The sequence below is a fragment of the Arthrobacter sp. 7Tela_A1 genome (genome assembly GCF_049311065.1).
GTDB lineage: Bacteria > Actinomycetota > Actinomycetes > Actinomycetales > Micrococcaceae > Arthrobacter_B.
On record NZ_JAXIOO010000031.1, the window covers coordinates 1 to 18866 of the forward strand.

The following is an 18866-nucleotide window of genomic DNA, read 5'->3' on the forward strand; positions in this document are numbered from 1 at the left end:
GGGGCGGGGGCCCCCCCCCCCCCGGGCGACGCTCGTTCTGCGAGGAAACCCATGCCACTCATCACACTGCGGAATGTCTCCAAGACCTACCCGCCCGCCCGCCGGGGCGAAGAGCCGGTCACGGCGCTGCGGGACATCAACCTGGAGATCGAAGCCGGCGAAATCTACGGCATCATCGGCTACTCCGGGGCGGGGAAAAGCACCCTGGTCCGGTTGATCAACGCGCTGGAGACCGCGACCTCCGGCGACATCACGGTCGACGGCCGGCAGGTCACGGGCGTCCCGGAACGGCAGCTGCGCCAGCTGCGCCTGGATATCGGGATGATCTTCCAGCAGTTCAACCTCTTCAACTCCAAAACCGTCCGCAACAACGTTGCCTATCCGCTGCGGGTAGCGGGCCGGAGCAGGGCGGAAATCGCCGCCAGGACCACCGAGCTCCTGGACTTTGTGGGGCTCACAGACAAGGCGGACAGCTTTCCGGAGCAGCTCTCCGGCGGCCAAAAGCAGCGCGTGGGCATTGCCCGCGCCCTGGCCGCCTCGCCCAAGATTCTCCTGGCAGACGAAGCCACGTCGGCACTGGATCCGGAGACCACGCATGAGGTCCTGGAACTGCTGCGCCGGGTGAACCGCGAGCTGGGCATCACGATCGTGGTGATTACCCACGAAATGGACGTCATCAAGAACCTGGCCACCAAGGTCGCCGTCATGGACGGAGGACGGATCGTGGAACAGGGCGAAGTGTTCGAGGTGTTTTCCAACCCCCGCGAGGACTCCTCACGGAAGTTCGTTTCCACCGTGGTCCGGGGCGTTCCTTCAGCGGCTGACCTGGCGACGCTGCGCAGCAGGCACGAGGGAAGAATGGTCACCCTGTCCTTCCGGGACGGCGGGGCCTCCCAGTCGGACGTGTTCCTTGAACTGGCAGCCGCCGGAGTGGGCTTCGAACTGGTCTACGGCGGCATCAATGACATTTCGGGCCGCGCGTTCGGCCACCTGACGCTGGCGCTCAAGGGCGCCGACCAGGCGATCGACGGCGCCCTTGCCGCCGTCGGGCACGGCATCAAAGTGACGGAGCTGAACTGACATGGAAGACCTCATACCCCTGACCCCGCAGCTGTGGACGGCAATCGGAGAGACCCTCTACATCGTGGGTCTGAGCCTGCTGTTCGGTGGAATCGGCGGACTGCTGATCGGCATGGGCCTCTACACAACGCGCCAGGGAGCGCTGCTGGCCAACCGTGCGGTGTTCGGCACGCTGAACGTCCTCGTGAACATCTTCCGGCCCATCCCTTTCATCATTTTCCTGGCCGCGGCACAGCCGCTGGCCCGCTCCGTCACCGGCAGCGGGATCGGCAACAACGCGATCATCTTCACGCTGTCGCTGGCCGCAGCATTCGGCATCAGCCGCATTGTGGAGCAGAACCTGCTCACCGTGCAGCCCGGAGTCATCGAAGCAGCGCGGTCCATCGGTGCCGGACGGCGGCGGATCATCTTCACGATCCTGATTCCGGAGGCACTCGGTCCGCTGATCCTCGGCTACACGTACATCTTCGTGGCCCTCGTGGACATGTCCGCTGTGGCCGGCTATGTCGGCGGCGGTGGGCTGGGCAACTTCGCCATCCAGTACGGCTACCGGCAGTTCAACCCGGTGGTCACCTGGGCCGCCGTCGCGGTGATCATCGTCCTGGTGCAGCTCGTGCAGTTCCTGGGCAACCAGGCCGCCCGCAAGGCGCTCCGAAGGTAGCAGGTCACCTGAGATCGCCGTCCCGCCGTACCGGACCTGCACGGGACGGTGCGCACGGGAGGGGAGAATGGTGGGGTGAGAGTTACTGGATCGTCTCCCGCCGGCTATCCGACCGGGCCCTTTGACCTGGACCGCATAGGCGCCGGGCTGGTCTTCGCGCGTTCGCTTTCCGAGCTGGCCGCTGCGCTGGTGGAGACCGGGAACGCCGTCGTCCAGGCACCACCGGGCAGCGGTAAAACCACCCTTGTGCCTCCGCTCGTTGCCAACCTGGCAGCACGGACTGAGGGCCCCCGCCGGGTAGTCGTGACCCAGCCGCGGCGGGTTGCGGCCAGGGCAGCAGCCCGGGGGCTGGCGGCGCTGGACGGCGGTGCCGCCGACGGCGCCGTCGGCTACACCGTCAGGGGCGAAAGCCTCGCCAGCCCGGACACCGTGGTGGAATTCGTGACCCCGGGCATCCTGCTTCGCCGGCTCCTGGCTGATCCTTCGCTCCAGGACACCGCCGCCGTCGTCCTGGACGAGGTCCATGAGCGGGGCCTGGAGTCCGATCTGTTGGTGGGCATGCTGGCAGAAGTCCGTGAACTCCGTGATGACCTGATGCTCATCGCCATGTCAGCGACGCTGGAAACCTCACGCTTCGCCGGGCTCATTGCCCCTGAAAACCCAGGTTCCCCGGCGCCGGTGATCGACTGCCCCTCGGTCCTGCACCCCCTGGAGGTCCGCTGGCAGCCCACCAGGGCGCAGCGGCTGGACGAGCGCGGAGTGACGCGCGGATTCCTGGATGAGCTTGCCGGGATTGCCGCAGACGCGCATGCCCGCGCGCTGGCCGCGGACCCGGAAACCGACGCACTGGTCTTTGTTCCGGGTGCCCGTGAAGTCTCGCATGTGGCCTCCCGGCTGAAGCACCTGGCCGGAAATGCCGCCGATGTGGTGGAACTGCATGGACAGGTACGCCCGGCGGAACAGGACCGCGCAGTGTCAGGGCGCCTGCCGCACGGGCGGCCGCGGATTATCGTGGCGACCTCACTGGCCGAGTCCTCCCTGACCGTGCCGGGAGTGCGGCTGGTGGTGGACTCGGGGCTGGCCCGAGAGCCGCGGCGCGATGCCGTCCGGGGAATGTCCGGCCTGGTCACCGTCAGCTGTTCCCGGGCGTCGGCGCAGCAGCGTGCCGGCCGTGCAGCGCGCCAGGGCCCCGGAACAGTGGTCCGTGCCTACTCGGAGGCCGCCTACGCCGCCGCTCCGGCGCAGGCCACGCCCGAGGCCGCCTCCGCGGACCTGACCACGGCTGCCCTTCTCCTGGCCTGCTGGGGAACTCCCGGCGGGCGCGGACTGAGGCTCCCCGACCCCTTGCCTCCGGTTGCTGTCGCGGACGCGGAGAAGGTGCTGCGCGGCATCGGAGCAATCGACGGTCAAGGACTGGCGACGCCGGCTGGCCGAAAGCTGGCGCGCATCCCTGCAGACCCGCAGCTTGCCCGCGCCCTGCTGGACGGAACGCGCGTGATTGGTGACCGGGCCGCGGCGGAAATCACCGCCATGGTTGCCGGCGACTACCGCCCGGCGGGCTCTGACCTTGGGCGGCTCCTCTCCGGCCTTCGGGCAGGAACCGAACCCGGAGCCAGCGCCTGGTCCATTGAGGTGCGGCGCATGGAACGGCTGGCCCGGACATACGCCCTGGGTTCAGCGTCCGGCCGGGACAGCCGGGCCGGGCACCAGCCTGAACCGTGGGAATCCGTGGGCTACATGGTGGCGCTGGCGTTCCCTGCCCGGGTGGCCCGCCGGGTGGCGGGGAGCGCGGGGGACCAGTACCTGCTGGCATCAGGAACACGCGCGGGCCTGCCTCCGCAGAGTTCGCTGGCGGGCCGTGAGTGGCTGGCGATTGCCGACGTCACGCGTGCCCAGGGGCGGTCCGCCGCCGGCACCGGCGCCGTTATCCGGGCCGCAGCTCCGCTGGAGGCAGGCACGGCGGAGGCCGCGGCGTCGCATCTGCTCAGCGAATCCGTGACCGCGGTCTTTATGAACGGGAAGGTAGCCGCACGGCGGCAGCGCCGGCTGGGCAGCATTGAGTTGGAGTCCACGCCGGTCCGGCCGACCCCCGCGGAGGGCCGCACCGCCGTCGCCCAGGCACTGCAGCGCGAGGGGCTGGGAATCCTTGGCTTCTCGACGTCGGCCGACGCCCTGCGGCGCCGCCTGGCGCTGCTGCACCGGCTGCTGGGCCCGCCCTGGCCTGATGTTTCCGAACCCGCCCTTCTTGACCGCATCGAGGAGTGGCTGGGCCCGGAACTTGAGGCTCTGTCCCAGGGGGCACGCGCCGCCGGCGTGGACCTGCTGGACCCGCTCCGGCGCCTGCTGCCGTGGCCCGAGGCCGCACGGCTGGAGGAACTCGCCCCGGAGCGCCTCCTGGTTCCAAGCGGCTCCAAAGTGCAGATCACCTATCCGGACGTGGACGACGACGGCGGCAGGCCGGTGGTCGCGGTGAAGCTTCAGGAATGCTTCGGCTGGGCAGAGTCTCCGCGCCTGGCGGGCGGGAGGGCGAGGATCCTCTTTCACCTGCTTTCCCCGGCAGGCAGGCCGCTGGCCGTTACCGACGACTTGGCGTCCTTCTGGGCCGGGCCGTACAGCCAGGTTCGTGCCGAAATGCGCGGACGTTATCCACGGCATCCGTGGCCCGAGGACCCTTGGTCCGCCGTGGCAACGGCACGGACGAAGGCCCGGATGCAGAAAACGGACGGACGGCCTACGTGACAGGCTCCGCCAGGGAGCTGCCGGCCCATACGCCGTCAAGCACCGCGGAGGCTTCCTCTTCCGATATGGCCAGGGAAAGCGAAATCTCGGTCAGCAGCGGCCGCCGGGCATGGCGGAGCATATCCCGCTCGGCGTGCGAAAGCCCCTTGTCCAGCGACCGGAGCGTGAGGTTGCGTACCACGCGCGCCACGTCATTAATGCTGCCGCTGGCCAGCAGTTCAGTGTTTTCCTTGAACCGCCTGGACCACTGAGCTTCTTCTGCATCGGCTGCGCCCTTGAGGATTTCCATCAGCTGCTGCAGCTGGGTCCCGTTCAGGACACGGCGCAGGCCGACGTCGCCCGCCTTGTCCTTGGGCACCCATACCTGAAGCTTGTTGGCGTGGATTTCCAGGACGAGGTACTCAGTCTCGACTCCGCGCACCTTGCGTGTGGCGACCCTGAGGATCGTTGCGGGGCCGTGATGGGGATGGACTACTGTCTGTCCTTCGTTAAACGTCAATGTGTTTCCCTTTGGCTGCATTGAAGCCGGACTCGTGGGGCGGCTGCCTGTCAGGCAGGAGCGTTCAGGGGACGGTTGTCCCGCCACCTGCCTGCCTTCTCAAGCGACAGTTATGACGGAACCGCGGAGCACGTACCCCGCACACCTGGCTGGGGGACCTGCGCCGCGAGTCTCACCGCTCTATTATTTCATGCTTCGGCCGCGTGGTCGCGGGTAGGACGGGAGGCCGGAGGCGCTTTCCGGCTATTCGCCGCGGACTGCTCCGCAAACGCCGAACGCCCCTTCCCTTGGCAGGGTCGGGGCGTTCCGCGGGGCGGCAGCGAAGGTTCTGCACGCCTCCTTAGGCGCGGTAGTAAACCGGTCCGGAGCCAACGTTGGCGGACTGGACAACCGTCTGGTTGCCGTTCCAGCCGCTGTGGATGGCCTGGCCGTCGCCGATGTAAATGGCGATGTGGGCCAGGCCCATGCCGCCGTCGGCGTAGTAGATCATGTCACCGGGCTCGGGGGTCGAAACCGGGGTGCCGTAGGCGGCCAGCTGGGCGGGTGCCAGGTCACCGACCTGGTGGCCGATGGAGCGCAGCGCCTGCTCCACCAGGACGGTGCAGTCCTGCGCGGCGCCGAGCTGGGCGTAGGCGGAGCTCAGCATGCTGGCGTTGCCGCCGATGGATGCAGCCGGTGCTACGGAGGTGGCCTGAGTGGTCACCGCGTAGTCCGTGTAGGACACGGGCGCCGGTGCAGCGTAGGTTTCCACCGGTGCGGTGTAAGTCTCGACCGGGGCATAGACCGCGGCGGGTTCAACGGCAACAGCAGGGGCAGCGGCTTCACCGACGACGGTGATGACGTCGCCCGGGTAGATGATGGAGGCCATGGACAGGCCGTTCAGGGCGAACACGCTGTCGAGGGAAACGCCGTAGTTGGCGGCGATCTGGCTCAGCGTGTCCCCGGGGACGACGGTGTGCGTGGTGGCTGCGGCGGCTGCGGGGGCTTCGGCCACCGGCGCTGCAACGGCCTCTGCCAGGGGTGCGGTCTGAACCGGTGCGGCTGCGGGTGCTGCAGGGGTGGAGTCGTTCACGACGACGCCGGCCTGGGCAGGGGCTGCCATGCCGAACATGAGGCCGGAGCCTGCTACGACGGCAGCGGCGGTTCCGCCGATGGTACGGGCTTTGCCCGGAGCGACCTTTGCGATGGTGGTCCAGACGCTGGTCTCGGCACAGTGGCGTCCGCGATTGGTTTTGATGAACAAGGAATTACCTCTCCCTATACCTGCGAGGTGAGCTGTCGGGTTCGGATGGGAGTCACCCGGCGAACGGTTCTCAACCGTTCGGCTTAACCCCAAGGATTCGAAAGGACCCAAAAAATTGGTTCCCCCGCCCCTGCCGTCGTGGTGCAAAAGGGTCCTTGGCTAGCGGCAGAGTTAGGTAACAAGCCAAGGCGCCGCATTAGGTTCTGCGGCATGCCAAGGACACTAACAGGCATTCCAGTTGTATTGCAATTCGATAACGGCGGCGTGTTGCCATTGTGTTTTGTAGGTCACGCATGTAAAAGAACAGTCGGCTTACCTTTCCTTTCACTGCAGCCACTTGGGTCTGGGCTCCCAGCCCGGGCGCCGACGGCCAAGCGGCCCCGGAGGATGTCCGCTCACCATGGGTCATTTTGGGTTTCGCGGGTCCGCGCCGGCTTGGCGGGAATACGCTTGAAGGCCCGGAACTGCAACGAAGGAGGCATGCGATGAGCGAACCATCCGGTGAGGGCGGGATGCACCTGCCCGTCGAAGGCGTAGTGCGGGAAGTAGTCATCCCCGCCGGGGTTGCCGGTGCTGCGGAACTGGTGATGGATGTGCGGTGTTATGCCGTGGCGCAACCAGCGGGGATCGTGATCATTGACACAGGATTGCCCGGAACGGAGGACGGCATCGCGGCGGCCGTCGAGGCGTTGGGAGGAACGTTCGGGGACGTAAGGGACATCGTGCTGACCCACCTGCACATGGATCACGTGGGATCGCTCTTCGCAGTTGCTGAGCGGGCGCCGCACGCTGCGATCTACGCGGGCGGGGAGGACTCAGCGGATATACGCGCCCCGCGGCGGGTGACGCCGATAGGCGAGGGGGCCGTCATTCAGGACTTTGGGGTCCTGGCCACTCCTGGCCATACAAAGGGCCACGTGAGTCTCTTTCACGAGCCAACCGGGACCTTGTTCATAGGTGATGCCGCTGCCACGGAGGGTGGCGAAGTGAACCGGGGGCCGGAGGCCTTTACGGCCGACGCCGCACTGGCTGAAGAGTCGCTGGAACGGATTGCGGACCTGGGCCCGGATCGGATTCTCTTCTCACACGGCGCCGAGGTGGCTTCCCCTGCTGACGCCCTGGCCCGGATGGTCGGCGGCCCGTACCACCGCGGCTAGGCTTCCGGGATCAGGCCCGGTTCCGGCGTGCAGTGAGCCAGATGAAGACTGCCCCGGCGGCGGTGGTTAGTACAGCTGCAGGCAGCAGCAGGGCCATGGGTGCAGTGCCGGAGGATACTCCGGCATACAGCAGCCAGCACACGGCCAGTGCGAGGCCGGCAGCGATTGCGCAGAACCGTGCGGATCTCCCGGCCCCAGCGCTGAGGAACGCGGCCACACTGGCGGGGCATGCGAACGAACCGCCCAGCACTGCACCGCCAATCAGGGTCCAGAGGATAAAGCGGGTTTCCCCGCCCGGCTCGACCGCGGAGGCAAAGCGCTGCTGGTAGTTCAGCAGGGCCAAGGCCATGCCGGTCAGGGCGCCGAGCGGGATCAGGAAAAACACAGACGTGCGGGCCCGGACGGGCGTGTTGCTCATGGGTCGACTCTAGCCGGGGTGGGTGGCGGCAACCCAGCGCAGCAGTGAGTAAAGCAGCTGGGTGGCACCGGGCATAAAGCCGGAACCATGGTGGTAAACGGGGTCCATGGTGGTGACCAGCAGGCGGGCAGGCTGGTTCACCTCGTCCAGGTACAGGAGGGCTCCGCTGTCCGTTCCGTCCTCTTCCATGGTGACCAGTGCGCGGGCACCCTCCGGGGGGTGCAGCAGCCCGTGGTGGTGCCAGTCCACTGCGCGCCGTGTGAAGAACTCCCACAGGGGATCCTCGGGCAGGCGCATCCTGGTACCGGTATCCATGCCGGTCCGCCAGGCCCAGAAGACCGTGGGGCGGAAGGTGTAGCTGACGCCGGGAAGCCAGTCCTCGACGTTGTTTTCGCCCAGTACGACCACAGTTTTGCCTGCGTCTTGGAGCGCTTCGCGGAGAGCGGGTTCAAAACGTGCCCGCTGTCCGGGGTGAAGCCGGTCGGCAACCAGCACAACGTCCAGCTCAGCCAGGTCCCCGGGAGTGGAGCCGGGCAGGTAGACCGATTTGATCCGATACGGCTGCAGCACCGGGTCTTCAAGCGTGCGCAGCGCCGGGAAGGTTCCGCAGTGCAGCAGGCCGATGCGTGGAGTGTTCATGCTGATACTTCCTCGGAAGAGCGGGAGCTGATGGTGCCGGTCCCGGCTCCCAGCCATGCGACGAGGTTCGGGCCGAGCCTCCTGGAGCTGTAGCGCTCGTCCGCAAAGCCCTCGAGGTCCAGGCCGCCATGGACCAGCACCTCGCCCTTGCCCAGCGGATAGGTGTAATCCAGGGGAAGGGAGTTCGGGCCAATGCCCGTGACGGCCATTGCGCCTTCGGGCAGCGGGGAATGGTAGCCGCGGCCGTAGAAGCCGGCCACGCCGATTTCCTGGAGCTGTTCATAGGTGTGGACCCCGGGGACACCGGTGCGGAAATGCAGGTCCCGGTAGTCCACGCCGTCCCAGACCGGATGGTCGGACAGGGCATGCGGGCGCAGGTCCCAGGGGCTGCGGTAGTCCAGCTTCAGCCACCGGCACAGGCCGTCGATGAATGGCAGGACCACCTGGCCGTTGACCAGGACGCGTCCGCCGTCACGGACAAACCCGGTCAGGTGTTCGCGGTGCTGGTGCAGCATGACGTGGTCGGCGGCGCCGCTGATGACCAGCGCGCCGGCGGAGAGGATTTTGCCCCGCCGGGCGGGATCGGCGAGGTCATAGGCGTCAGTGTCCTCAATGGCGCCCCGCCAGCCCGGGTCGCCGCGCCCGCGCATGGTCGTTGATCCGGCCAGCCGGATGATGGTCATGGAAGGTCCTTTCGGAGGTCGACGGCGCAGTCGCGCCGACAGGAGGGGCCGAAGTCGGGAACGGCGATGGTGCGGTTCCCGGAGACGGTGTCAACGGTGGGTGTACAGATCGGCAACCCGTAGACGTCCGACAATGCCGGTCCGGTCAGAAGGTCCTCCACCGGTCCCCAGCGGGTGTCATGGGCGCCGACAAAGAGCAGTGCGTTGCGGGAAACATGCAGGGCATGGTCCGGATGGTGGGTCGTCATGATGACTCCCATCCCTTCGGCCGCCAGCGAATCGAGGACGGTGAGGACCCGTGACTGGTTGCGCAGGTCCAGTGCGGAGGCGGGTTCGTCCAGCACCAGGAGCTCCGAGCCGGATGCCAGGGCCCGTGCGATCAGCACGAGCTGGCGCTGCCCGCCGGAAAGCTCCGAATAGTGCCGGTGCGCCCAGTCCGCCGCACCCACCCGTTCCATGGCTGCGCCGGCTGCCTCGCGGTCTTCGGCCCGCGGAACCTGATAGGCGCGCAGATGGCGGGTCCGTCCCATTAGCACCATGTCCTGCACGGTGAAGTCCGGTCCGGCCCCGTGGTCCTGCGGCACGTAGCCGATGGCAGGGCCGGCGGTGAGGGTCCCCTCCACTGGTTGGAGCAGCCCGGAAAGGCATTTGAGCAGGGTGGTCTTGCCGCGGGCATTGGGTCCCAGGATGGAGAGGATTTCTCCGCGTTCCATGCTGAAGCCCAACCCGCGGAAAAGCCAGGGGCGCAGCCTGGAGTAGCGGAACCCCAGGCCCTGGGCCTGCAGCAGGACAGATCCGGTGCCGGCAGCGGATACCGCCTCCGGGAGCAGTGACTTAGTTTCCATCGAACATTGCCTTCTTCTGGGAGCGGGCGAGCAGGGCCACGAAAACGGGTGCACCGATGATGGCCGTCAGGATGCCCAGGGGAATCTCGCTGCTGGTGATCGACCGGCTCAACGTATCGATCAGGATCAGGTAGGTGCCGCCGAGCAGCAGCGACACGGGGAGCAGCACGCGGTGGTCCGAACCGACCCAGAGCCTGGCCAGATGCGGAACCACCAGCCCAACCCAGCCCACGGCACCGGCGACAGCGACTGTTCCGGCGGTCATCAGCGCCACCGCGCAGAGCAGGAGAAGCCGCGAACGGTGCGGATTGACGCCCAAGGCTGCGGCGTCGTCGTCCCCCAGGGAGAGGACGTTGAGGCGCCAGCGCAGTGCCAGGACCACGATCGTCCCGATCCCCACGGGTACCAGGGCAATCAGCACTTTGTCGTAACTGGCCGCGGCAATCGAGCCGAGCAGCCAATGGACAATGGAGGGCAGCTCCGAATAGGGATCGGCGATGTAGGTCATGAAGGACACCAGGGCATTGAAGAAAGCCGCCACCACAATCCCGCCCAACACGATCATCAGCATCCGGCCGCCCTGCCCCAGCCGGGCCAGGAAGAGCACGAAGGCCAGGGCTGCGAGGCCGAAGCCGAAGGCGCCGCCCACCATCCAGGGCCCGGAGAGGCCGAGCGTGAGGATCAGCACGCCGCCGAACGAGGCGCCGGAGGTGACTCCGATAATGTCCGGACTCACCAGCGGGTTGCGGAACAGCGCCTGCAGGCAGGCACCGCCCAGGGCCAGCGCCCCGCCGACCAGGAACGCAAGCAGTACCCGCGGGAGCCGGACGTCCATGATGACGGTGGCTTCCTGGTCGGTCCACGTGCGCCGGAGCAACCCTTCGCCGCCGGGGAACAGCCCGGTGGCTTCACCGGCAAGGATCCGCAGGATTTCATTCGGCGGAACCCAGTACCGGCCCACAGCCATGGAAACGACGCCAACCACCACCAGCAGTACGGCACTGATGAGGACAGGATGGCGGCGCAGCAGGCCGTTCGGCGCGGCGGACCCGGCGGACCGTGCAGACGCGGCAGGCCCGGACGCCGGCGCGGGAACGTTTTCCCTGAGTCGCACGGTTACGCTTCGAAAACGCTGTAGCCGGCGCTGGCACGGTTCATGTCCAGCCGCAGGGCGGCGTCGATCTGCTTTTCGGAAACGTCGTAGTTGTAGAGATAGCTGATCTTCTCCCGCATGGTTGTGCGCAGATTGTGGTCCGTCAGCTCGGGGTGGTAGAGCTCGGCGGCCCACTGCCACATCAGCGGCGACTCCGCACAGGGCACCTCCCAGCGGTATCCGCCCAGCGGCGCCTTGTAGACACGCTTGTTGCGGACAGCGGAGACGGAAGCCAGGGAAGAATCCGCGTAGACGTCCGCCGGGGTGCGTGCGTCGAAGCCGCCCAGCGTGATGACCTCCGGATCCCACTCGATCAGCTGTTCGGCGCTGACGGTGTTGTCCGTGGACACATTGTCCGCCGCCATGTTCTGCCCGCCGGCCAGTTCCATCCAGTAGTGCATGTAGGAGGCTTTGTTCGAAGCGGAGTAGCCCTCACCGGACTGTCCCAGGTGGACAGCCCGCACCGGCGCGGAGACGGAGGCCAGTTCGGCCCCGAGCCTGTCGATTTCCGCGTGCATCCAGTCGGTGATTTCCGTTCCGCGCTGGGGCTTGCCGAGGATGTCTGCGAAGAGGTGAACCCAGGTCTCGAGGTACTCCTGTGTTCCATAGAGCAGGCAGACGGTCTTGAAGCCGGCATTCTCCAGCGGCTCCACGAGGCCCTCGCCCTGGTCCGCCCACTGGAAGACGACGTCGGGGGCCAGTTCCGTGATGGTCTCAATATTGGGGGTGAAGCTGGAGGGGGAGATGGTGGTGGTCGTCTTGGATTCCGGGAAGATCTCACCGAACAGGCCCTGTTGGTTGGCCTGGCGCGTGGACTCGTTGATGCCGGCGATCCTGCCGTACCCGCCGTCGACGGCTGCGATCATGGACGGCGACGGAATGACCGTGGTGGCGATCCGCTGAACGGGTGCATCGAACGTGATGGTCTTCCCCCGCATGTCGGTGACCGAGAACCCCGCACCCGACGCCGCCGGGGAACCGGTGCCCGAAGCGACGGTTTCCCGGGTGGAGCAGGCGCCAAGGGCGAGGCTGAGCAGTCCCAGGCCCGCCCCGCCCAGCAGGGTTCGGCGGGAGGTGAGGGACTGCTTGGGGGTAAGGCGAGACAACTTGGACTCCATTCGGACAACGAACGTTGGTAAGGCTTGCCTAACGGCAAGACAAGAAATCATATTAGCCAACAAAAGTGTGACGTTATTCCAATATGACGCCTGCGGTCGCCGATGAGAGGGAGCTAACAGTGTTCCTTTTTATGAATTACTCAGAATAACTGGTACCGTCGTATCAACGTTGCAGCACTTGGTGGGGTCCCTCAGGACCAGCAACACCCCCCCACGGCGCCTTTCTGTCCGCCCCATTTCCCACATACCGGGCAGCGTTGCCAACGCCCCGCCCCAAGGAGTTACCCCATGTTCAAAACCAAAAACCAGACCCCGGATTCCACTCGCTGCGCACGGTTCACCAGCCCCTTCGGCGGAAGCTATGTGGCAGTCTTCGACCGTTCGCAGGCGGTGCCGGGGACCAGCGGAGGCAGCTACACCGGCGCCTTCCCCCGCGAGTCTCAGGGCTATGGGGTCGACAACTATGTAGCGCGTTTCGATGTCCCGGCATTCTCTGCCGGCAGCCGGCGAGGCAGCTACGTTGACGTTGAGTCCTAACCGCCCGGCCTGACTTCAGAGCCCTTTCGGCTGCCTTGGGGCGGCTGCGGTTGAGACCGGTTCCGGCAGTACCGCCGGCAGGGGAACCCGTGGCCGCCTCGAGTTTGAACTCGACGTTTGACTGCGTACGCCTTGACCCCCCAGCAACAGCGGAGCGTACTGTCGATGTGTGGCGGAGAGCCCAAAACCTGGACCAGCCGGGAGCATGTCCCGGCCCTCACAGGTGGTCTTCCTGGGGTTCGTTGTAGCTGCCCTGTGCGGAACAGGGCTGCTGATGCTGCCGGCGTCCGCAGCCGGACCCGGGGCGGTTTCCTTTTCGGACGCACTCTTCACCTCTGTTTCCGCGCTCTGCGTGACGGGTCTTTCGGTAGTGGAAACTCCCGTCTACTGGTCGGGCTTCGGGCACGCCGTCATTCTGGCCCTCATACAGGTCGGCGGGCTCGGCGTCATGACCTTCGCGTCCATCGTCGGACTGGCGGTGATGGGCAGGTTTCGGTTCCGGTCCCGGCTCCAGGCAATAGCGGAGAGCCGAAGCCCCGAGCTGGACAGTGCACCCAAGGTTATTGCCGGCGTCGTCCGCATCTCCCTGATCACCGAAGGCGCCGTGGCCCTTCTGCTCGCGCTGCGCTTGTGGCTGGGTTACGGCAAAGCGCCGGGGGAGGCCGCGTGGCTGGGGATCTTTCACGCCGTTTCGGCCTTTAACAACGCTGGTTTCGCGCTGTTCGGCGGGAATCTGGAGGACTTTGCCTCGGACCCGCTGGTCTGCGTGCCCGTCGCAGCGGCCGTCATCATCGGGGGATTGGGGTTTCCTGTGCTGGTCCAGCTTCGCCGCGCCTGGAACCGGCCGCTGGCGTGGACCATCAATACCCGCATGGTGCTCTGGGGAACACTGATCCTGCTCCCGGCCGGCACCCTCTACATAGCTGTCTGCGAGTGGGGCAATCCCGCCACCCTGGGAGCCCTGGACTGGCCATCGCGCATCCTTGCCGCGTTCTTTATGTCGGTCCAGACCCGTACCGCCGGTTTCAGCAGCATTGACGTTGCTGACATGGACCCGCTTTCCTGGGCGGGGATGGACGCGCTGATGTTCATCGGCGCGGCGCCCGCCGGAACCGGGGGAGGGATCAAGATCACCACCTTTGCCGTACTGGTGTTCATCGTCGCCGCCGAGCTTCGGGGCAATGCCGAAGTCACCGCCCTGGGCAAGGCGCTTCCCGCGTATGCCACACGCCAGGCCCTCGCCGTCGTCCTTCTCGCTGCCGCATTGGTTGGTGTTTCCACCCTGGTGCTGATGGGGATCAGCGATTACTCCCTGGACCGGGTGCTCTTCGAGACAATTTCCGCCTTTGGCACGGTTGGCCTCTCAACGGGCGTGTCTGCGAACCTTCCCGTGCCGGGAGAGCTGATTCTGGTCATACTGATGTTTGTGGGCAGGCTCGGCCCCCTCCTGCTGGCATCAGCGCTGGCATTCCAGGAGCGGAAGCTGCAGTACCGCCTGCCGGAGGAAAGGCCGATCATTGGCTAGGCTCAAGATCTTCATGGGTCGGGACCTGGACCGGGTTACCGATACGGACGCGGTTGCCGTCATTGGACTGGGGCGGTTCGGGCAGGCCCTTGCGCTGGAACTCATGGCCAGCGGTGTCGATGTGCTGGGTATCGACGGGCAGCAGGACGTGGTGCAGGGCCTGGACGGCAGGCTTACCCATGTAGTCGCTGCCGACGCGACCAGGGGAGACGTGCTGCGGCAGCTTTCAGTTCCCGAATTCGACCGCGTGGTGGTTGCCATTGGCGGGGACGTCGCGGCCAGCATCCTGACCGTATCCCTGCTGCTGAGCTTCGACATTCCGCAGATCTGGGCCGAGGCGGTCAGTGAACCGCACGGGACAGTCCTGCAGCAGCTCGGAGTGCATCACGTGATTTACCCCGAGAAGGACATGGGACGCAGGGTGGCCCACCTGGTGCAGGGAAGCATGCAGGACTACATTCCGCTGGGCGGGGATTTCGCCGTCGTTGAGACATCTCCGCGGCGGGCCGTTGCAGGCTCAGCGATCTCTGAAGCGCAGACGCGCCGGCGTTTTGGCGTGGAGATCGTAGCCATCCGCAAAAACGGCGGCGGCTGGCTGTTCGCTGATCCGGACATGCACATCGAAGAAGGCGATGAACTGCTGATTGCCGGGCCCACCCGCAAGGCGGAGGCCTTCAGCCGCCTGTAAGCCCGGCGCCGCACCCGGCCCACGCCGGCGCGTCCTTAGGCCAGGGACATAAACAGCTTCTGCATTTCCTTGCGGTCCATGGACGGGTTCTCACTCGTGAGGCACTGCTCAAGCCCGGAAGCGATGATGGCGAAACCGGCGCGGTCGATCGCCTTCGAGACAGCCGAGAGCTGGGTCACGATGTCCTTGCAGTCACGGCCCTCTTCGAGCATGCGGGTTACGGCCGCGAGCTGGCCCTGGGCGCGCTTGAGCCTGTTGATGATGGGGGCGGTGTCATCGGTTTCGAGCTGCATATGTGTACTCCTGGTTCTCGTCCGGTCCATCGTATACCCCCTTGGGTAATTTGCATACCCCGGGGGGTATACGTACCGTGGAGAGTGTCCGGGACAAACGTCCGGGGTTTGTGTTTTATGAAGGAGAACATCATGTGCCGTGCCGTCAATTGCCGCAGCTGCGGAAAGTCCACCTGGGCCGGGTGTGGCAACCATGTGCAAGAAGTCATGAGGCACATCCCGAAAACTGAACGCTGCACCTGTGATCCCAACGCACCCAAGCAGAAGGCTGCCGGATCGGGCTGGCTGGCGAAGCTGTTCGGCCGCTAGAGTCCGCGGACGCCGTCGGGCAGGTCAGGCGCATCGAATTTTTGGCGGTCGCATTCCGCCCGCAGGGCGGGATACGTCTGCGCGATGAGGTCCAGGATGCGGTTGCGAACCACCAGGTAAGCTTCACCGACACCCACCACCCCCTTGAACCCCTTGAGCTCCTCCTCGTAGGAAGTCTGCCTGTGCCTGAGATAGTTCACGGTCATGCGGTCCCGCCGCGCCTGGGACGTGCGCGGACCTGCGGGTGGCTGGTTCCGGCGCAGCCGGGCGTTATAGTGTTCCAGCGCTTTAGCCTGCACCTCGTCCCAGGGCTCGGGGACAATCCGGAGTTCCAGGCTGTGCGCCAGGGCCACGGCTTCCTTCTTCTTTGCCAGGGCACGTTCCCGGGCAGCCAGCTGCCGTTTCCGGGACGCTTCCCGGGCCTGGCGAAACTCCTCGGTTTCCTCGACAGACTCCACGCGCTCCAGGGCATAGAGCTTCATGGGGGCCGCCTTACGGGAGAAAGGATTGCGGGCCGTGCGGTCGGGCTCGGGAAGGAACGCCTTGATCTGGGTGTCGGTCCACCCGCGGTCCTGCTTGAGGTCCGCCGCAATGAGGAACCCTTCGCTCCCGGCGGGCTTGGGTCGGGGCGGATGGTGCTTTCCTCGGGACATTGCGGCTTCTTACATCTGGTGCGGAACAGGGCGTCCTCCAGTCTAGTGAGGCCGCGGCCAAGCGGCGAAAAGCGCCGCCCCCGGGGGCGGCCCCGGGGCGGCGCCCCCCGCGATACATTTCCCAGCCCGGGGGAGGCCCCCCCCTACGCCCCCCCCCGCCCGGGCGCGCGCGGGGGCCCCCCCCCCGCCGTCGTTCCTTTGCCCTGCCGGGGCTAGGAACCCCCGTAGGCCCGCGGCAGCTTGATGCCGCGTTCCTCCATGACCAGCCGCAGCCGGGTCGGGTAGTCGGTGATGATGCCGTCCACGCCGAGGTCGATGAGGTAGTTCATGACGGCCGGATCGTTGACCGTCCAGGGGACAATCTTCAGGCCGAGCTCATGTGCCTCGGCGACCATCTGCCGTGTCACCGACGTGTAGATGGGGGAAATGACGTCGTATCCCTGTGCTGCCGCGGCCTTGGCGACTGAACCGTCATAGTCATCGATGTCGATTCCGCCAAGGATCGGTGCTGCACCCGGCTGCCCAACTTCCAGGGTCTCCGGCGCGGCCGCGAGCGCCACCCGGGTCAGGTTCGGAGCAATCCGTCCCACCAGGTTCAGTGCAGACCAGTCGAACGACTGGACGGTAACGCGGTCCGACATCCCTGAGCGCCTGATTTCGCGAACCACCGCACGGGTCAGCGCGGCCATTTCCGGGCCGCCGGCACGGCCTTCCTCCACTTTGGTTTCGATATTGAAGCCCACACCGCGGGCCCTCATCTCCCGCACCAGGGCGAAGACGTCCCTGAGCTCGGCGATCCTGTTGCCTTCCACAACCTGCTGCTCCGGATAGCCCGGAAGCTGCTGGAAACCGCAGTCCAGGGTCTTCAGCTGCGCCAGTGTCAGTTCCGCTACCCGGTCGCCCACATAGGGGAACTCCGGATCGTTTGCGGTGGCCGGAGAGGTGTCGCGGCATTTGGTGTCCAGGATGACATCGTCATGCCACACTATGACGGCTCCGTCCTGGGAGAGGTGTGTATCCAGTTCCAGGGTGCTGACGCCCAGTTCCAGGGAGTGCCGGAAGGCGGCCAGCGATTCCTCGGTATATTCACCCCGGCCCCCGCGGTGCGACTGGAGGTCCAGGGCGGAGCGTTCAGCGCCGGCCCGCATTTGTCCGACCATGACGTCGAAAATGTGCGTGTCCTCGTAGAACCCGCCCAGCTGCGAGGAGCCGGGACCCATCGCGGTCAGGGGCACGTCCAGTGCGGTGTGCCCGTCAGTCGTCCAATCCACCGAGAAGACCTGGTCCGAGTTTGCCACCGGCAACGGGCCGTCCTCAGCCGATATGCCGTCGCCGGACTCATCCTCCTCATCATTGAAGGCTTCGATGGTCATGCCGCCGGTCTGGTGGTCGCCGACGACGATCAGCAGGGTATTGCCGTCAGCTTCTGCGAAGTTGCGTGCGACCTCGACTGACTGTTCAAAGGCGATGCCGGCTTTGATCGTCAGCGCGGCGTCGTTGACGTGTGCCATCGAATCGATGCCCTCGTCCTCAACCATCAGGAAGAACCCGGGGTCGACGTTCCCGCCGCCACCGCTGCCGTGACCCCCGCCTCCGTGGCGGGCTGCGGCAGCCCCGCTGTCCGGCGCAGTCAGCAGCTCCAGTGCCTTTTGGGTCATGGTGGTCAGGGGGACGGAGGGCTCGTAGATTTCCTCCACGTCGTCGCCGTACTGGAACATCTCCTCATTGGCGAACAGGCCCAGGACCTTGGGCCCCTGCGCCTGCAGCAGTCCTGCTTCGTCCCATACGTATTCGTAGCCGTCGGCCTGGGCCTGTTCCACCAGGTTCACTGTTCCGGTGCTTTCTTCCGCCGGGTCTTCGGGCGGGTTGTCCGGATGCTTGCCGGGGTTGCCCACCGGGTACCAATGGTCCTCACCGCCGCCCAGAATGATGTCCGGCCGGCTCGACTCGAGGAACTGGCGGGCGATTTCGCTCTGTTCGCCGCGGTCCGCAACATGGGCTCCGAAAGCTGCCGGCGTGGCGTCGGTGACCTGCGCCGTAGTCACCAGCCCGGTGGACTTGCCCAGTGCCGCAGCGATTTCCAGCGCAGTGGGAACGGGAACACCGTTCAGGTCGACGCCGATGGCGCCGTTGTAGGTCTTCACTCCGGTGGACATGGTGGTTGCCGCCGCAGCCGAGTCGGTCACGAAGGTCTCCGGATCTGCCGAGTTGGTGTGGACCAGGCCCAGCTCGGGCAGCGAGTCCATGACCAGTTCACCGGTCAGGCCGACGTGGGAGAGCCGGATGGCGTTGCGCTGCGCGGTTCCCATTCCGTCGCCGACCATCAGGATGATGTTCTTCGCGGCCTGCGGTTCCTGCGGGGTTTTATCCTTCCGGTGTCCGGCCTGTTCCAGTCCTGCCGCCTGATCGCCCGGCGGAGCAGTGGCAACGGTGCCTCCGCTGCAGCCGGAAAGGATGAGACCGCCCAGTATCGCCGTCGTTACGGCCAGTTTTCCCTTGTTCATTTGTGTTTTCCCGTCTCAGAGTGCGCGAGTGGTGACGCCTTCCCCCCTGTACAAGTGGGTCAACACTCAATACGCAAGACAGGACTGTCAACAGCAGGACGCACATTCCGCGGGTCTGTCCG

At 66.2% G+C, this 18866-nt stretch carries 18 protein-coding genes and 1 riboswitch; of the genes, 7 read left to right on the forward strand and 11 right to left on the reverse strand.

Annotation, left to right across the window (positions count from 1 at the left end):
* The first annotated feature begins 51 nt into the window (after positions 1-51).
* The 3 genes from TVB01_RS12610 to hrpB all read left to right on the forward strand — a co-directional run bounded on the left by TVB01_RS12610 (position 52) and on the right by hrpB (position 4480).
* Entirely contained in the window at positions 52-1080 is a 1029-nt protein-coding gene (locus TVB01_RS12610) for a methionine ABC transporter ATP-binding protein (protein WP_422456248.1), read from the forward strand.
* 1 nt (position 1081) lies between these two features.
* Positions 1082-1741, forward strand: coding sequence for a methionine ABC transporter permease (locus TVB01_RS12615; protein ID WP_227896838.1), 660 nt, complete (start codon positions 1082-1084; stop codon positions 1739-1741).
* A gap of 75 nt (positions 1742-1816) precedes the next feature.
* Entirely contained in the window at positions 1817-4480 is a 2664-nt protein-coding gene (gene hrpB / locus TVB01_RS12620; RefSeq protein ID WP_422456249.1) for an ATP-dependent helicase HrpB, read from the forward strand.
* Here hrpB and TVB01_RS12625 read toward each other — a convergent pair.
* A complete protein-coding gene (locus TVB01_RS12625; protein WP_422456250.1) occupies positions 4473-4979 on the reverse strand; it encodes a CarD family transcriptional regulator in 507 nt (168 codons plus the stop codon). The genes hrpB and TVB01_RS12625 overlap by 8 nt on opposite strands.
* Before the next feature lie 340 nt (positions 4980-5319).
* Positions 5320-6222: a LysM peptidoglycan-binding domain-containing protein gene (locus tag TVB01_RS12630; RefSeq protein WP_422456251.1), complete on the reverse strand. Its 903-nt coding sequence runs from the start codon at positions 6220-6222 to the stop codon at positions 5320-5322.
* 3 nt (positions 6223-6225) lie between these two features.
* A riboswitch (cyclic di-AMP (ydaO/yuaA leader) is annotated at positions 6226-6400 on the reverse strand.
* Positions 6401-6707: 307 nt separating this feature from the next.
* Here TVB01_RS12630 and TVB01_RS12635 point away from each other — a divergent pair.
* Positions 6708-7379, forward strand: a complete 672-nt coding sequence (locus TVB01_RS12635) for an MBL fold metallo-hydrolase (RefSeq protein ID WP_422456252.1) — start codon at positions 6708-6710, stop codon at positions 7377-7379.
* A 10-nt stretch (positions 7380-7389) separates the two neighbouring features.
* On the opposite strand, the gene TVB01_RS12640 is transcribed toward TVB01_RS12635, so the two are convergent.
* The 6 genes from TVB01_RS12640 to TVB01_RS12665 are packed head-to-tail and all read right to left on the reverse strand — an operon-like array spanning position 7390 to position 12223.
* Positions 7390-7797, reverse strand: coding sequence for a hypothetical protein (locus TVB01_RS12640; protein ID WP_422456253.1), 408 nt, complete (start codon positions 7795-7797; stop codon positions 7390-7392).
* A 9-nt stretch (positions 7798-7806) separates the two neighbouring features.
* A complete protein-coding gene (locus TVB01_RS12645) occupies positions 7807-8436 on the reverse strand; it encodes a hypothetical protein (protein WP_422456254.1) in 630 nt (209 codons plus the stop codon).
* The gene (locus TVB01_RS12650) at positions 8433-9119 is read right to left on the reverse strand and encodes a hypothetical protein (protein WP_422456255.1); all 687 of its coding nucleotides are present in this window, start codon (positions 9117-9119) and stop codon (positions 8433-8435) included. Before TVB01_RS12650 ends, TVB01_RS12645 begins: the two co-directional genes overlap by 4 nt.
* The gene (locus tag TVB01_RS12655) at positions 9116-9964 is read right to left on the reverse strand and encodes an ABC transporter ATP-binding protein (protein ID WP_422456256.1); all 849 of its coding nucleotides are present in this window, start codon (positions 9962-9964) and stop codon (positions 9116-9118) included. The genes TVB01_RS12650 and TVB01_RS12655 overlap by 4 nt, the downstream gene beginning before the upstream one ends.
* Complete coding sequence (locus TVB01_RS12660; protein ID WP_422456257.1) at positions 9954-11078, reverse strand: FecCD family ABC transporter permease; 1125 nt, start codon at positions 11076-11078, stop codon at positions 9954-9956. The genes TVB01_RS12655 and TVB01_RS12660 overlap by 11 nt, the downstream gene beginning before the upstream one ends.
* Positions 11079-11080: 2 nt before the next feature.
* Positions 11081-12223, reverse strand: coding sequence for an ABC transporter substrate-binding protein (locus TVB01_RS12665; protein ID WP_422456258.1), 1143 nt, complete (start codon positions 12221-12223; stop codon positions 11081-11083).
* A 300-nt stretch (positions 12224-12523) separates the two neighbouring features.
* On the opposite strand from TVB01_RS12665, the gene TVB01_RS12670 reads away from it, so the two are divergent.
* From TVB01_RS12670 to TVB01_RS12680, 3 genes are all read left to right on the forward strand, one after another.
* The gene (locus tag TVB01_RS12670) at positions 12524-12772 is read left to right on the forward strand and encodes a hypothetical protein (RefSeq protein ID WP_422456259.1); all 249 of its coding nucleotides are present in this window, start codon (positions 12524-12526) and stop codon (positions 12770-12772) included.
* 205 nt (positions 12773-12977) lie between these two features.
* Complete coding sequence (locus TVB01_RS12675; RefSeq protein ID WP_422456260.1) at positions 12978-14297, forward strand: TrkH family potassium uptake protein; 1320 nt, start codon at positions 12978-12980, stop codon at positions 14295-14297.
* A complete protein-coding gene (locus TVB01_RS12680; protein WP_422456261.1) occupies positions 14290-14985 on the forward strand; it encodes a potassium channel family protein in 696 nt (231 codons plus the stop codon). The genes TVB01_RS12675 and TVB01_RS12680 overlap by 8 nt, the downstream gene beginning before the upstream one ends.
* 35 nt (positions 14986-15020) lie before the next feature.
* Here TVB01_RS12680 and TVB01_RS12685 read toward each other — a convergent pair whose 3' ends face one another.
* From TVB01_RS12685 to TVB01_RS12695, 3 genes are all read right to left on the reverse strand, one after another.
* The gene (locus TVB01_RS12685) at positions 15021-15278 is read right to left on the reverse strand and encodes a metal-sensitive transcriptional regulator (protein ID WP_227896824.1); all 258 of its coding nucleotides are present in this window, start codon (positions 15276-15278) and stop codon (positions 15021-15023) included.
* Positions 15279-15583: 305 nt separating this feature from the next.
* Positions 15584-16240, reverse strand: a complete 657-nt coding sequence (locus TVB01_RS12690; RefSeq protein ID WP_422456262.1) for a hypothetical protein — start codon at positions 16238-16240, stop codon at positions 15584-15586.
* 212 nt (positions 16241-16452) lie between these two features.
* Positions 16453-18744 carry an alkaline phosphatase gene (locus TVB01_RS12695; protein ID WP_422456263.1) on the reverse strand — a complete coding sequence of 764 codons (2292 nt, stop codon included), beginning with the start codon at positions 18742-18744 and terminating at the stop codon, positions 16453-16455.
* Between the last annotated feature and the right edge of the window lie 122 nt (positions 18745-18866).